Source organism: Moritella sp. 24, from assembly GCF_018219155.1.
Classification (GTDB): Bacteria; Pseudomonadota; Gammaproteobacteria; order Enterobacterales; family Moritellaceae; genus Moritella.
The window spans coordinates 336,358-350,424 of the sequence record NZ_CP056123.1; the positions used below are offsets into that span (position 1 = coordinate 336,358).

12 protein-coding genes are annotated in these 14,067 nt (G+C 39.7%); 7 read left to right on the plus strand and 5 right to left on the minus strand.

Annotated elements, in window-relative coordinates; genetic code table 11:
- Positions 1-185: 185 nt before the first annotated feature.
- The 5 genes from HWV00_RS01545 to hslR form a co-directional block, all read right to left on the minus strand.
- The gene (locus HWV00_RS01545; protein ID WP_211684397.1) at positions 186-2,522 is read right to left on the minus strand and encodes a Tex family protein; all 2,337 of its coding nucleotides are present in this window, start codon (positions 2,520-2,522) and stop codon (positions 186-188) included.
- 38 nt (positions 2,523-2,560) lie between these two features.
- Positions 2,561-3,049, minus strand: coding sequence for a transcription elongation factor GreB (greB, locus tag HWV00_RS01550; protein ID WP_211684398.1), 489 nt, complete (start codon positions 3,047-3,049; stop codon positions 2,561-2,563).
- Positions 3,050-3,213: 164 nt separating this feature from the next.
- Complete coding sequence (gene pckA / locus HWV00_RS01555) at positions 3,214-4,845, minus strand: phosphoenolpyruvate carboxykinase (ATP) (RefSeq protein WP_211684399.1); 1,632 nt, start codon at positions 4,843-4,845, stop codon at positions 3,214-3,216.
- 177 nt (positions 4,846-5,022) lie between these two features.
- Entirely contained in the window at positions 5,023-5,904 is an 882-nt protein-coding gene (gene hslO, locus HWV00_RS01560) for an Hsp33 family molecular chaperone HslO (protein WP_211684400.1), read from the minus strand.
- A 19-nt stretch (positions 5,905-5,923) separates the two neighbouring features.
- On the minus strand, positions 5,924-6,337 hold the full coding sequence (gene hslR, locus HWV00_RS01565) for a ribosome-associated heat shock protein Hsp15 (RefSeq protein WP_211684401.1): 414 nt from the start codon (positions 6,335-6,337) through the stop codon (positions 5,924-5,926).
- A 407-nt stretch (positions 6,338-6,744) separates the two neighbouring features.
- Between hslR and gspC the strand changes: the two genes are divergently transcribed.
- From gspC to gspI, 7 genes are all read left to right on the plus strand, one after another.
- Positions 6,745-7,617, plus strand: coding sequence for a type II secretion system protein GspC (gspC, locus tag HWV00_RS01570; RefSeq protein ID WP_211684402.1), 873 nt, complete (start codon positions 6,745-6,747; stop codon positions 7,615-7,617).
- 40 nt (positions 7,618-7,657) lie between these two features.
- The gene (gene gspD / locus HWV00_RS01575; protein WP_211684403.1) at positions 7,658-9,772 is read left to right on the plus strand and encodes a type II secretion system secretin GspD; all 2,115 of its coding nucleotides are present in this window, start codon (positions 7,658-7,660) and stop codon (positions 9,770-9,772) included.
- Complete coding sequence (gene gspE, locus HWV00_RS01580) at positions 9,773-11,272, plus strand: type II secretion system ATPase GspE (RefSeq protein WP_211684404.1); 1,500 nt, start codon at positions 9,773-9,775, stop codon at positions 11,270-11,272.
- Positions 11,273-11,274: 2 nt separating this feature from the next.
- Entirely contained in the window at positions 11,275-12,495 is a 1,221-nt protein-coding gene (gene gspF / locus HWV00_RS01585; protein ID WP_211684405.1) for a type II secretion system inner membrane protein GspF, read from the plus strand.
- Positions 12,496-12,520: 25 nt separating this feature from the next.
- On the plus strand, positions 12,521-12,955 hold the full coding sequence (gspG, locus tag HWV00_RS01590) for a type II secretion system major pseudopilin GspG (RefSeq protein ID WP_211684406.1): 435 nt from the start codon (positions 12,521-12,523) through the stop codon (positions 12,953-12,955).
- Positions 12,956-13,072: 117 nt separating this feature from the next.
- Complete coding sequence (gspH, locus tag HWV00_RS01595) at positions 13,073-13,678, plus strand: type II secretion system minor pseudopilin GspH (RefSeq protein ID WP_211684407.1); 606 nt, start codon at positions 13,073-13,075, stop codon at positions 13,676-13,678.
- Complete coding sequence (gene gspI / locus HWV00_RS01600) at positions 13,678-14,067, plus strand: type II secretion system minor pseudopilin GspI (RefSeq protein ID WP_211684408.1); 390 nt, start codon at positions 13,678-13,680, stop codon at positions 14,065-14,067. The genes gspH and gspI overlap by 1 nt, the downstream gene beginning before the upstream one ends.

Sequence of the window (14,067 nt, forward strand, 5' to 3'; positions counted from 1 at the left end):
AACAATATATAGAAAGGTCGCTTAGGCGGCCTTTTTTTTCATCTACAATTTATTAAGAATTAAGAATTAAGAATTAAGAGAATTTGACGTTTCAAATAAGAATGACGGGGAACGTTAGGGAAAGAAGAAAAGGGATTGTGACGAACTCGGTTCGCCACACTATTTACTTAAGAGTTATTTAACTATCAGCGTTTCTTTGCATTAGCAAAGGCGTCTGCAAATGCACTATTACCAAACGAGTTACTTTTATTCTCAATTTTATGCTGTTTTTTCGGTTCGGCAACTTTATTTGTTTTAGGTCGATTTCCTAAAGAAGGCTGATTTCCTGAGTTGGATTGGCTTTGTGTTACCTCATCATCTAGTCGCATTGTTAGTGCGATTCTTTTTCTCGCAATATCAATTTCTGTCACTTTGACCTTCACTATTTGCCCAGCTTTAACTACCTCATGTGGGTCTTTGACAAAGCGATTTGTTAACGCAGAAATATGTACTAAACCGTCTTGATGAACACCGATATCAACGAAGGCACCAAAGTTAGTCACATTACTAATGATTCCTTCAAGTTGCATCCCAGGTTCTAAATCTGTGATCTTTTCAATACCGTCTTTAAATGTAGCAGTTTTGAATTCGGGTCTTGGGTCGCGGCCTGGTTTTTCTAATTCTTGCAGAATATCAATGACTGTAGGTATACCGACTTTAGCACTTGTGTAATCTTGTGGATCGAGAGATTTTAGTATTTCGCTATTGCCAATAATATCGGTAATTTTTTTACCTGTCTTTTGAGTGATATCTTTGACGACGGGATATGACTCGGGGTGAACCGAAGAGCTATCTAGTGGGTCTTTACCATTTAATATACGTAAGAACCCTGCGCATTGTTCAAATGCTTTAGGGCCTAAGCGTGCGACTTTCTTCAGTTCACTACGTTTGCTAAATGGACCATTATCATTACGATAATTAACAATATTTTCTGCGATAGTTTTATTCAACCCTGCAACGCGAGAGAGTAGGGCTGCAGATGCTAAGTTAACATCAACACCGACTTTATTTACGCAATCTTCAATGACGATATCGAGTTGTTTTGATAATAAAGTTTGGTTTACATCATGTTGATACTGACCAACACCAATCGCTTTCGGGTCAATTTTTACTAACTCTGCAAGTGGATCTTGTAAACGACGGGCAATGGATACAGCACCTCGAATTGACACATCAAGTTGTGGGAATTCATTCGCAGCCAATTCTGATGCTGAATATACCGATGCGCCCGCTTCACTGACCATTATTTTCTGTAACTTAAGTTCTGGCTTTACTTTGATTAATTCTGCAACTAACTTGTCTGTTTCTCGGGATGCGGTACCGTTACCAATGCTGACTAATTCAACCTTATGGCGCTGACATAAAGTTGCTAATGTCGACAGCGATTGTTGCCATTGCTTTTGTGGTACATGAGGATAGATAGTTGTGTGATCGAGTAACTTACCCGTTGCATCAACGATGGCAATTTTGGAACCTGTACGTAAGCCGGGATCAAGTCCAAGCGTTACTTTTGGTCCTGCAGGTGATGCCATGAGTAATGCTGTTAGGTTGGCTGCAAATACCTTGATGGCTTCAACTTCCGCTGACTCTTTCATTTTACCGATGAGTTCAGTTTCTAATTGGTTGAGTAATTTTTGTTTCCAACTACTGTGAACAACTGATTTTAGCCATTCGTCAGCGGGTTTATTTTGATAATGAATACCCAGGTGCTTTGCGATAATCACTTCACAATAGCTGGTTGCATTTTTCTCGGTAAATTCAGGATCCGCATTTAAACCGATTTGTAGCTCACCTTCATTTTTACCGCGTAGCATGGCTAACATACGGTGTGATGGTACCTTGCTAATACCTTCACTGTGAGTAAAGTAGTCTTTGAATTTACTGTCTTCTGTTGCTATTTTTTTGTTTTCTTTTGATTCAAGCGTGGCATGAGAAAGTAATTGTTTACGTACTTTAGCGATCAGCTCTGCATCGACACTCGCTTTTTCCATTAGAATAAATTTAGCGCCTTCTAATACTTGCTCTGGTTCAGAAAAATGACTTTCTGATGTAATAAATTGTTTTGCAAGTTGCAGCGGTTGCTGTTGTGGATTTTGAATTAGCGATTCTGCAAGAGGGACTAGTCCTGCTTCAATCGCTATTTGGCCTTTAGTACGGCGTTTTGTTTTAAAAGGCAGGTACAGATCTTCCAAACGTGTTTTTGTCTCTGCAGCATTGATTGCAGCTGTTAACTGCGGGGTTAGTTTACCTTGTTCTGTGATATTTTTTAAAATAGTGTCACGACGAACTTCTAGTTCACGTAAATAAGTAAGGCGCTGCTCTAGGGTTCTTAACTGGCCGTCATCTAAACCTTCAGTGACTTCTTTACGGTATCTGGCGATAAAAGGGACTGTCGACCCGTCATCTAACAGGGTAATGGCCGCGTTAACTTGGCGTACATGTGCATTGATCTCTTGTGCGATAAGAGTAGCTAATTTAGACACTTTATATCCTTAAATGGTCGTTCTTACATGAATGCAGATTATGATTCTATAAATGGTACGTATTGGATTTTGTTGATGTACCAAACTTTTTTACCTGCGGGGGTATGTACTTCCGCGTCATCATCCACTTGTTTACCGATAAGTGCTTTTGCCATTGGGGAGTCAACGGTGACGAAATTACGTTGCGGGTCTAATTCGTCACGACCAACAATTCGGCATTGAATCACAGTTCCATCATCATCTTCTAATTCGACATAGGCACCAAAATAAACGGTACCATCTTGCTGTGGGCGATAATCGATAATCTCAAGTACTTCAAGACGTTTAACTAAAAAGCGTATTTCGCGGTCGATAGTTCGCAATAAGTGTTTATTTTCTTTGTAGTCGGCATTTTCACTACGGTCGCCAAGAGAGGCTGCCCAAGATACAACTTTTGTGACTCTCGGGCGTTCTTCTTTCCAGAGAAACTTAAGGCGTTTATCTAATGTTTCCCAACCGGCTCGCGTGATTAAGTTTGATATAGCCAATGCGATGACCTTCTTCAATTATGATGATGGGAAATTATAGCAATAGCACAGCTCAATAGCTCATTTTCGTTATCGGAGATATAAAAAATGCCAGCTCGATAATTCGATACTGGCATTTATTTGGTTATTTAAATTGACGTTAATTGTTTATTTAAATGTGAGCCTTAAAGTTGAGGGCCTGCAGCAAGTAGTGCTTTGCCTTCTTCGTTATCTGTGAATTTTTCGAAGTTATTCACGAAACGTTTAGCAAGGTCTACCGCTTTCTCTTCCCATACGTTTGTATCTTCATACGTATCACGTGGGTCAAGGATATTCGTATCACAGCCAGGTAGTGCTGTTGGCACTTCTAGATTGAAATAAGGAATATTTTTAGTTTCTGCTTTTTCAATTGAACCATCAAGGATCGCATCGATAATTGCACGCGTATCTTTAATTGAGATTCGTTTACCAGTGCCGTTCCAACCCGTATTCACCAAGTAAGCTTGCGCACCTGATGCTTCCATACGTTTCACTAACTCTTGACCGTATTTTGTTGGGTGAAGCGATAAGAATGCTGCACCGAAACATGCAGAGAACGTAGGTGTTGGTTCTGTAATACCACGTTCAGTACCAGCTAATTTAGCGGTGAATCCTGATAGGAAATGGTATTTAGTTTGTTCTGGCGTTAGTTTAGATACTGGCGGTAAAACACCAAATGCATCCGCACTTAAGAAAATAACTTTATTTGCGTGGCCACCTTTTGAGATCGGCTTAACAATATTTTCGATATGCTCGATTGGATATGAAACACGTGTATTTTCTGTTTTTGAACCATCGTCATAATCAACTGTGCCGCCGTCAAGAACGGTCACGTTTTCAAGTAGAGCGTCGCGACGGATTGCACCGAAAATTTCTGGTTCAGCTTCAGCGCTTAATTTAATTGTTTTTGCGTAACAGCCGCCTTCAAAGTTGAATACGCCATCGTCATCCCAACCGTGTTCATCATCACCGATTAACTGGCGTTTTGGATCAGTTGATAATGTTGTTTTACCTGTACCAGACAGACCAAAGAAGATCGCTGTTTCACCTTCAGCACTTACATTTGCTGAGCAGTGCATTGATGCGATACCTTGCAGCGGTAATAAGTAGTTCATGTAAGAGAACATACCTTTTTTCATTTCGCCGCCGTACCAAGTACCACCGATAAGTTGAATTTTCTCTGTTAAATTGAAGGCAACAAAATTTTCAGAGTTTAAGCCGTGCTTTTCCCAATTAGGGTTAGTGCATTTAGCACCATTCATTACAACGAAGTCAGGTTCATAAGTTGCTAATTCTTCTTCGCTCGGGCGGATGAACATGTTCTTAACGAAATGAGCTTGCCATGCAACTTCTGTAATGAAACGTACTTTTAGACGTGTATTCGCATTTGCGCCACAGTAAGTATCTACTACGAATAAACGTTTAGTTGATAGCTGTTGTGTTACGAGTGTTTTAAGGTCACCCCATACTTCTTGAGTGATTGCCTTGTTATCATTTTTACCTTGATCTGACCACCATACAGTATCGCGTGTTGTGTCATCACGAACAATGTATTTATCTTTTGGCGAACGACCAGTAAAGATACCTGTATCAACAGCAACTGCACCAGATTCAGTTACGATACCTTTTTCGTAGCCTTCTAGGCCCGCTTTTGTTTCTTCTTCAAAAAGTAGATCGTAAGAAGGGTTATATACGATTTCTTCAACATCCTTGATGCCATATACCGATAGATCGATATTGGCGCCAATAACTGTATTTTTATTTTTTACTTCTGTCATTGGTATCTCCTGGGGGTATAGAGTTTAATTTAGTGTTTCAGATTAAATTAAGCTTGGTTTCAAATTATTAAATTTAATGGGTGCACTTACGGCACCCTTATTATTAAATCTAGTATTATTAAACGGTGTATTTCGGTGTATTTCGGTGTATTTAATACACTCTTATTTACATGTCGTTTAATGTACTGGGTTGCCAACTTGTGGTGTATGAATATCTTCTACATCACCTGCGTTGAAGGCATAAAGAGAACCGCAATAATCGCAGTGCATCTCGATTTGTCCTTTTTCAGCAATAATATCAAGTAGCTCTTCTTTTGCTACATTAAGTAATGCAGCTGCACTACGTTCGTGTGAGCAACCACATTTAAATGATACGGTTTGTGGATCGAATAAGCGTACTTTTTCTTGGTGGTAAAGTCGTACTAATACATCTTCAGCATCGAGATTAAATAATTCATCATCTTTAATCGTTTCTGTTAATGCTGCTAGATGTTCAAAATCTTCATGCGAACTTTTCTTGTCATCTGATGCTGGTAATTTTTGTAACATCATGCCGGCTGCTTGTTTTCTATAGCCAACTTTACCTGTACGGAACCATAAACGTGTTGTTAATTGCTCAGATTGTTCGAAGTATTGTTCTAAACATTCTTGTAATGTTTCGCCACCAAGATCAACGATACCTTGGTAACGCTCGCCTTTGTCTGGTGAGATAGTAATAACCATTACACCTTTACCAATAAGTTCTTTTACATTATTTGTATCTGGTACTGAACCATTCCAGCGAGCAACGCCACGTAATTCAAGATCTTCGTTACCATTGATAACAGCAAGTGTCACCGGTCCGTCACCTTGTAACTGTACAGTGATAGAGCCTTTAAACTTTAGCGTTGCTGTTAATAGACTTGTTGCAACTTGTAACTCGCCGAGTAGGCGTTGAACGGGTCTTGGATAATTTAGGTTTTCTAAAATATCAATAAAGCTTTGTTCAAGTTGTACGATTTCACCACGTACTTGATGATCTTCAAATAGGTAACGGTGTAATAAGTCTTTCTGGCTCATATTATTCTCGATGTTAAAGTTAATGATTTTTTATCCGCAATAGTTCTCGACGTTGTTTTTTGTCGGGACGTTTATCGGGGCTAGGGTTATACAATGTATTCAGTTTACGCGCGACATCATTTTGTGCACGCTTTTCAACACTACTTGGTGTTTCTTCATACAGAGTAGCCGCTTCTGGTGCCCCTCTCCTTTGCGCGGAAAGCTGCTTTACGATCACTTCCTTTTCATCAAAGCCTTGTTTTATTTTTATTGTTGCACCCAACTCAACCGTTTTACTGGGTTTTGCACGTTGGTCATTGTAGCGGATTTTACCACTTTGAACCATTTCTCTGGCAATAGCACGGGTTTTATAAAACCGTGAGGCCCATAGCCATTTATCTAAACGTACATCACTATCTGGTTTGGTATTTTTTGACATATTTAATGTAACCATATTCCAAATAAACGTTTTTATAAGGCTGATTATAACAGATAAGTAAACGACTAAGAGAGTCTTTTATTACTTTGGTATACACATTTCATTAACTAAAGTGTGTGGTAGATTTCACATTTCCTTCATCATTGTTTCATTTGTAAGTGTTGTAATAATAGTGTGGCGAATAATCAGAATTCATATATTCTTTTAAAGGTTAGTGCTTATATATGCCAACAATCTCTAAAAGTATTATGCTCTTGTCATTATTGGACTGATTTTGTTCATTTTGTGGAGTTAAGACTTGTAGGGGTAAAATCAGAGGGCTACTATTGGTCAGTTAAATTTTAGACTTTTATTCAGGTTATAATTAACGCTGGTAAAGTACTTTATTTTGAAAGTCATGCTGTATTAAGGTAATAAAAAAAATGGATAATTTAGATGCGCTTAAGCAGCTTGTAATTAAACTTCCGCAAAAACAAATAGCGACTTTTTGCTGTTATTCATTACTGACTGTTTTTTGTTATCAATCAGCGTTATTAACTTGGCAAGTGTGGCCGAAAAAATCAGACTCTGCAACGTCATGGCAACCTATTTTTAGTCGTGATAGCAATCAAGTTAAAAATTATGAATTAAACACACTTCGTAATCTGCACGTGTTTGGCAAGCCGCAAACTGAAAAGCAGGCTGCTGTTGTGGTACAAAATATAGATGCACCAAAAACTCGACTACGTTTAACCCTTGCTGGTCTCGTTGCTAGCAGTGAACCGAGTTTAGCATTAGCAATTATTGAGCATAAAGGTAAACAAGAGACATATGCGATTGATGAAGAAATTGGTTCGACAAATGCGACATTGAATCAGGTTTTTTCTGATCGCGTACTGATTGAATACCAAGGAAATTTAGAAACCTTGATGCTTGATGGTGAAGAATTTACGCGTGAGACAAGTCAACAACAAACTCGGAGTTCAGATTCAAGGGAATCTCCTAAAGACTTATCAAATCTGAGAAAGAGCTTATTAGCTAACCCTGCCAGTATTACCGATTATGTGCGTATTTCACCTGTTCGTTCGAACGGTAAACTTGCGGGTTATCGCGTTAATCCGGGTAAGAATCGTGAATTATTTAAAGAAGTAGGCCTACAGCCTAATGATCTCGCTGTGTCGTTAAATGGATATGATTTAACAGATACACGCCAAGCAATGGAAGTTGCCAAACAGCTTAAAGATTTGACTGAAATGTCGCTAACCGTTGAGCGTGATGGACAATTACATAGTATTTATTTAAGTATGCCAGAGTAGCCATTTGAGCAGTACAAATTTTAGGTAGCTAAGGATAAAGATGAACCTTAATAATGTTGGAAAAAAATTAACTGGATTAGCGTCAGGGATATTGCTCGGTATTAGCAGTATGGCAACGGCAGCAGACTATTCTGCAAGTTTTAAAGGCACTGATATTAATGAATTTATTAATGTCGTGGGAAAAAACTTAAATAAAACAGTAATCGTCGATCCCAGCGTACGCGGGAAGGTCAATGTTCGTAGTTATGATCTGTTAAATGAAGAACAGTACTATCAATTTTTCCTTAATGTACTCGATGTGTATGGTTATGCTGTTGTTAAGATGGACAACGGTGTACTTAAAGTTATTAAGAGCAAGGTAGCTAAAACATCAAGCATCCCAGTTGTTGACGATAAAAACCCGGGACAGGGTGATGAAATGGTCACTCGTGTTGTACCTGTACGTAATGTATCGGTACGTGAGTTATCTCCGCTATTACGTCAATTAAATGATAATGCTGGCGGTGGTAATGTTGTGCATTATGAACCATCGAACGTATTAATGCTGACTGGTCGCGCTGCGGTTGTAAATCGTTTGGTTGAAATTGTTCGTCGTGTCGATAAAGCGGGTGATCAAGAGGTTGATATCATCCACCTTAAGTATGCATCTGCAAGTGAGATGGTTCGTATTATTGACACGCTAACAAAAGGCGATGGGAAGTCAAAAATACCAAGTATCTTACAGCCTAAAATTGTTGCTGACGATCGTACAAATGCAGTTGTTATTAGTGGTGATCCAAAAGCGCGTCAACGTGTAGCCACATTAATTCAGCAGCTTGATAGTGAATTAGAAAGTACCGGTAATACCCGTGTTATTTATTTGAAATACGCTAATGCGAAAGAAGTGTCTGAAGTATTAAAGGGTGTGAGTAGTTCTATTGAAGGTGGTAAATCAAGTTCATCGTCAAAGTCAAAATCGAGTTCATCAAAATCAAATCTTAGTATCGAACCACATGAAGATACGAACTCTTTAGTTATTACTGCACAACCTGATGTAATGCGTACGTTAGAGCAAGTGATTAATCAACTTGATATTCGTCGAGCGCAAGTATTGGTTGAAGCTATTATCGTTGAACTGTCTGAAGGTGACGGTGTTAACTTTGGTATTCAGTGGATCACTGAAGCGGGTGGTACCCAATATAACAATGGTACTCAGGTGCCGTTAACAACGATTGGCGCTGGTCTGATCGATGCTCAAGATAAAACAACGACGACGACAACAACAACGATTGTTAATGGTGTCGCAACTCCAGTGACAACGGAGTCTACGACCTCGGGTGATGTGTCTACATTAGCATCAGCATTAAGTGGTATTAATGGTCTGGCAATGGGCGTGATGAATAGTTCGGGTAGCTTTGGCGCAATTATTCAAGCAGCAGCGAATGACACTCAATCGAACATTCTTGCAACGCCAAGCATTATGACGCTCGATAACCAAGAAGCATCATTCATTGTTGGTGAGGAAGTACCTGTTATCACTGGCTCATCAGCAAGTTCGGGTAATGATAATCCATTCCAGACGGTTGAACGTCAGGAAGTGGGTATTAAATTAAAAGTGACACCTCAAATTAACGAAGGTGATGCAGTTCAATTGACGATCGAACAAGAGGTATCACAAGTGTTAGGTTCAACATCTGTGGATGTGACCTTTGCAAAACGCCAAGTGAATACGACTATTTTGGCTGATAGTGGTCAAACGATTGTGATTGGTGGTTTACTTGATGAACAAGTCACAGAGAGTATTTCTAAGGTGCCTTGGCTAGGTGATATCCCTTGGATTGGTAATTTATTTAAATCAACATCATCAAGCACGAAAAAGCGTAATCTGATGGTATTCATTAAACCAACGATTATTCGCGATAACTCTTCTATTCGAGGTCTGAGTAATCGTAAATATAGCTTAATGCGAGCACATCAGTTATTACAGCAGGAAGACGGTGTAGCATTAATGCCATATACCGATGTACCTGTGTTGCCTAAATTTAATGAAGAACGTGTTATTTCTCCAGCCCTTCGTCAATATCTTGAAGAACAAGATAACCAAACTATTGAATTTGATGTGACAACAAAGCCATCAGTACCTGATGAAGATACGTCAAACAGTGAGGCTGAGTAGATGGATACTCAGGAGTATGATGATATAGGGGAGAGCGAACGCTTACCCTTTTCTTTCGCTAAAAAGTTTGGTGTCGTCTTAAGTGAAATTGATGATGCTTGGGTCTTATATCATAAAGCGGATGTTGCACCTGCAACGGTACTTGAAGTGCGCCGTAATTTAGGCCAAGCGTTTAAATTAGCCTTGTTAGATGATGACGCGTTTGAATTAAAATTGACGCAAGTCTTTCAGCGCGATTCGTCAGAAGCACGACAGTTAATGCAAGATATTGGTAATGAAGTCGACTTTTTTACGTTAGCAGAAGAATTACCAACAGAAGAAGATCTGTTGGAGTCTGATGATGACGCGCCGATTATTAAACTAATTAATGCAATGTTGAGTGAAGCGATTAAAGAAGGTGCTTCAGATATTCATGTTGAAACTTTTGAGCGTGCGCTTGTTATCCGTTTCCGTATTGATGGTGTATTAAGAGAAATTTTGAAGCCTAATCGCCAATTAGCATCATTATTGATATCTCGTATTAAAGTGATGTCAAAAATGGATATTGCAGAAAAACGAGTTCCTCAAGATGGCCGTATCTCGTTGCGAATCGGTGGTCGTGGTGTGGATGTTCGTGTATCCACTTTACCATCGAGTTTTGGTGAGCGTGTTGTAATGCGTTTATTAGATAAAAATAATGCGAAGTTGGAATTAGCACATTTAGGCATGACATTAGACAATCGTAATAAAATGTCTGAACTGATTCATAAGCCCCATGGTATTATTTTAGTGACTGGTCCTACGGGCTCGGGTAAGAGTACCACCTTGTATGCCGCACTATCCGATATTAACAGTAAAGACCGTAATATCTTAACGGTTGAAGATCCAATTGAATATCAACTTGACGGTATAGGCCAAACGCAGGTTAACCCAAAAGTTGATATGACTTTCTCTCGTGGTTTACGTGCTATTTTACGTCAAGATCCCGATGTTGTGATGATCGGTGAGGTTCGTGACTTAGAAACTGCACAAATAGCGGTTCAAGCCAGTTTGACTGGTCACTTAGTATTATCAACGTTACATACTAATACTGCCGTCGGTGCTGTTACTCGTCTACGTGATATGGGATTAGAGCCGTTCTTATTATCATCGAGTGTACTAGGTGTATTAGCGCAGCGTTTAGTTCGAACGCTTTGTTCTGACTGTCGAGAGAGTGCGCCACCAACGGAGCGAGAGCTTGAGCAGTTAGCGTCTAATCGAGTTGTTGATGCAACCGTTATTTATCACCCTAAAGGCTGTGAAAAATGTAATCACACAGGCTATCGAGGCCGAACAGGTATTCACGAGTTATTAATCGTTGATGAAGATGTACGTGACATGATTCATAGTGGTGCGGGTGAACAGGTTGTTGAACGCCATATTCGTCCTTTCACTCCGAGTATCCGTCAAGATGGTATCGCTAAAGTACTTGAAGGTGCGACAACCTTAGAAGAAGTACTTCGTGTGACAAGAGAGGGATAAGCATGCCTGCATTTGCATATTTAGCGATAGATCAAAAAGGTAAAAAGAAAAAAGGGGTACTGGAAGCTGATGGTCCAAAGCAAGCACGTAATTTATTACGTGAAAAAGGCTTAACGCCGCTTGAAGTGGAAATGTCAGCGGATGCTGAAAAGAAAAAAGCATCGGGTTTATTTACGTTTAAGCGCGGTATTAGTACGGCGGACATGGCGTTATTAACGCGTCAGCTATCTACCCTGATTGCAGCATCGTTACCTTTGGAAGAGTCATTAAAAGCGGTAGCAGAGCAAAGTGAACTGCCTCGTATCCAGAATATGATCTTAGCGGTTCGAAGCCGTGTTGTTGAAGGGCATACTTTAGCGGAAAGCTTTGCTGAATTTCCACATGCTTTTGATAATTTATATTGTGCCATGGTGGCTTCGGGTGAAAAGTCGGGACATCTAGATAAAGTATTAAATCGATTGGCTGATTATACTGAGCAGCGTCAAAAAATGACGAGTCAGCTAACGCAGGCCATGATTTATCCTGTGATGTTAACGCTGGTGGCTATTGGTGTTGTGTCATTATTATTAACCAGTGTTGTTCCTAAAGTGGTCGGTCAATTTCAGCACATGGGACAAGAATTACCACAAATAACGCAAATACTGATCGGGCTTTCTGATTTTGTCAGTAACTATGGTCTTTATCTCGTTGCGGCTATTGTATTGATGATTATTGTCACGAAGCGGATGCTATTAAAACCTGCTAATCGATTGGTATTTGATGAACGATTATTAAAAGTACCTGTCATTGGTAAGGTAAGTCGTGGCGTCAATACCGCTCGTTTTGCACGAACGTTAAGTATCTTGAACGCCAGTGCTGTACCGCTATTGGAAAGTATGTCGATTGCAGGGCAAGTATTAACGAACATGCACGCTCGTCGATTGGTTGAGGTTGCGACCGCTCGGGTTCGAGAGGGTACGAGCTTAAGAGCAGCATTAACGGAAACAAAATTATTTCCGCCAATGATGCTGCATATGATTGCAAGTGGTGAGCAAAGTGGTGAATTAGGCCCAATGTTAGAACGTGCGGCAGATAACCAAGATTCACAATTTGAATCACAAGTGACCATGGCATTGGGCATTTTTCAACCCTTGCTGGTGGTGAGTATGTCGTTTGTTGTATTATTTATCGTGATGGCGATTCTTCAACCTATTTTGTCTTTAAACCAGATGGTTGCAGGTTAAAAATTTATTTTAAGTAGAGGATGTTATGAATAATAAAAAACGGAATATGTCAGGTTTTACCCTGTTAGAGATCATGGTTGTAATCGTGATTTTAGGTGTACTTGCATCAATGGTTATCCCTAATTTATTAGGTAACAAAGAAAAAGCAGATCGCCAAAAAGTAGTATCAGATATTGTGGCATTAGAGAATGCACTTGATATGTACAAGTTGGACAACAGCCGCTATCCAACGACAGAGCAAGGTCTAGACGCATTAGTTGAAATGCCGGATGTAGATCCAGAGCCAAGAGATTATCGTACTGGTGGTTATATCAAGCGTTTACCTCAAGACCCATGGGGTAATGAATATCTTTTAGTTAGCCCAGGTGAAAATGGTCAAGTTGATATTTATTCTATCGGTTTAGATGGTGAAGAAGGTTCTGATGACGACATCGGTAACTGGAACATGCACGAGAAGTAAATAAGTATTTCATTCAGGCACAGAGCATTTTCTGTGCCTTTTTATATCCATCTGAACGCATTCGATGTTAATCCCTATTTTATTCTTATGCGCATCAAGAACAATCAAAGGCATATAATGCAAGATCGTACCCATCAAGAATCTGGCTTTACACTATTAGAAATAATGTTAGTTATATTCTTAATGGGCATGGTAGTCACTGGTGTTGTCATGACTATGAATACAGCAGGGCCGGACCGACAGCTGAAAAAAGAAGCCGCGCGTTTTATCGGTGTGTTAGAACTTGCCGAAGAAGAAGCGTTACTCAGTAGTATTGAAATGGGTTTAGTGATTGAAGAGCAGCAATATCAATTTGTGTATTTAGATGATAATGACAGATGGACAGTCTTTGAAAACTCTAAATTCTTTACAAAAAAAGAACTTGGAGAAGATATGCTTATCTCGCTCGAATTGGCTGGATTAAAAGCCGAGGGCAGTTTGTTAGGTGACCGAAAGTTGTTTGCTGATGATGACGGTTTATTTGAAGATGATGGTGGGTTATTTGAGGGCGATAACAAAGAAACACGTATTGAACCCGATGTCTTTATCTATTCAAGTGGTGAAATAACGGACTTTACTGTGACGTTTACCTATATGGACGCAGACCTTGGTGATAGTAGTGTCGAAGTCTCATTTGATGAGTATGGTAAATTAATGATTAATACGACTACGGATGGGTTTTAATGAAATCTCGAGTAGGTAAATCAAGCTTGCGAAAACAAGTCGGTATGACATTACTTGAAGTGATGGTGGCGATGTCGGTGTTTGCAACTGCTGGTCTTGCAGTGATGAAAGTCGCCACTGAAAACCTCAGTAGCTTAGCCTATTTGGAAGAAAAAACACTCGCCAATTGGGTTGCCTCAAATACACTGACAGAATTAAAACTAGCAAAAACAATCCCCGGAAAATCATGGCGTAAAGGTGAATCTGAATTGGGGGGTAGAACCTGGTTTTGGCGTTATAAAGCGGAAGGCACAGACAGTAATGACTTCGTTGGTATCACTGTCGAAGTGGCGACAGACAAAAAGTATGAATCAACCGTTAGTCATATTCTTACCTACGTGGTGCGCTAA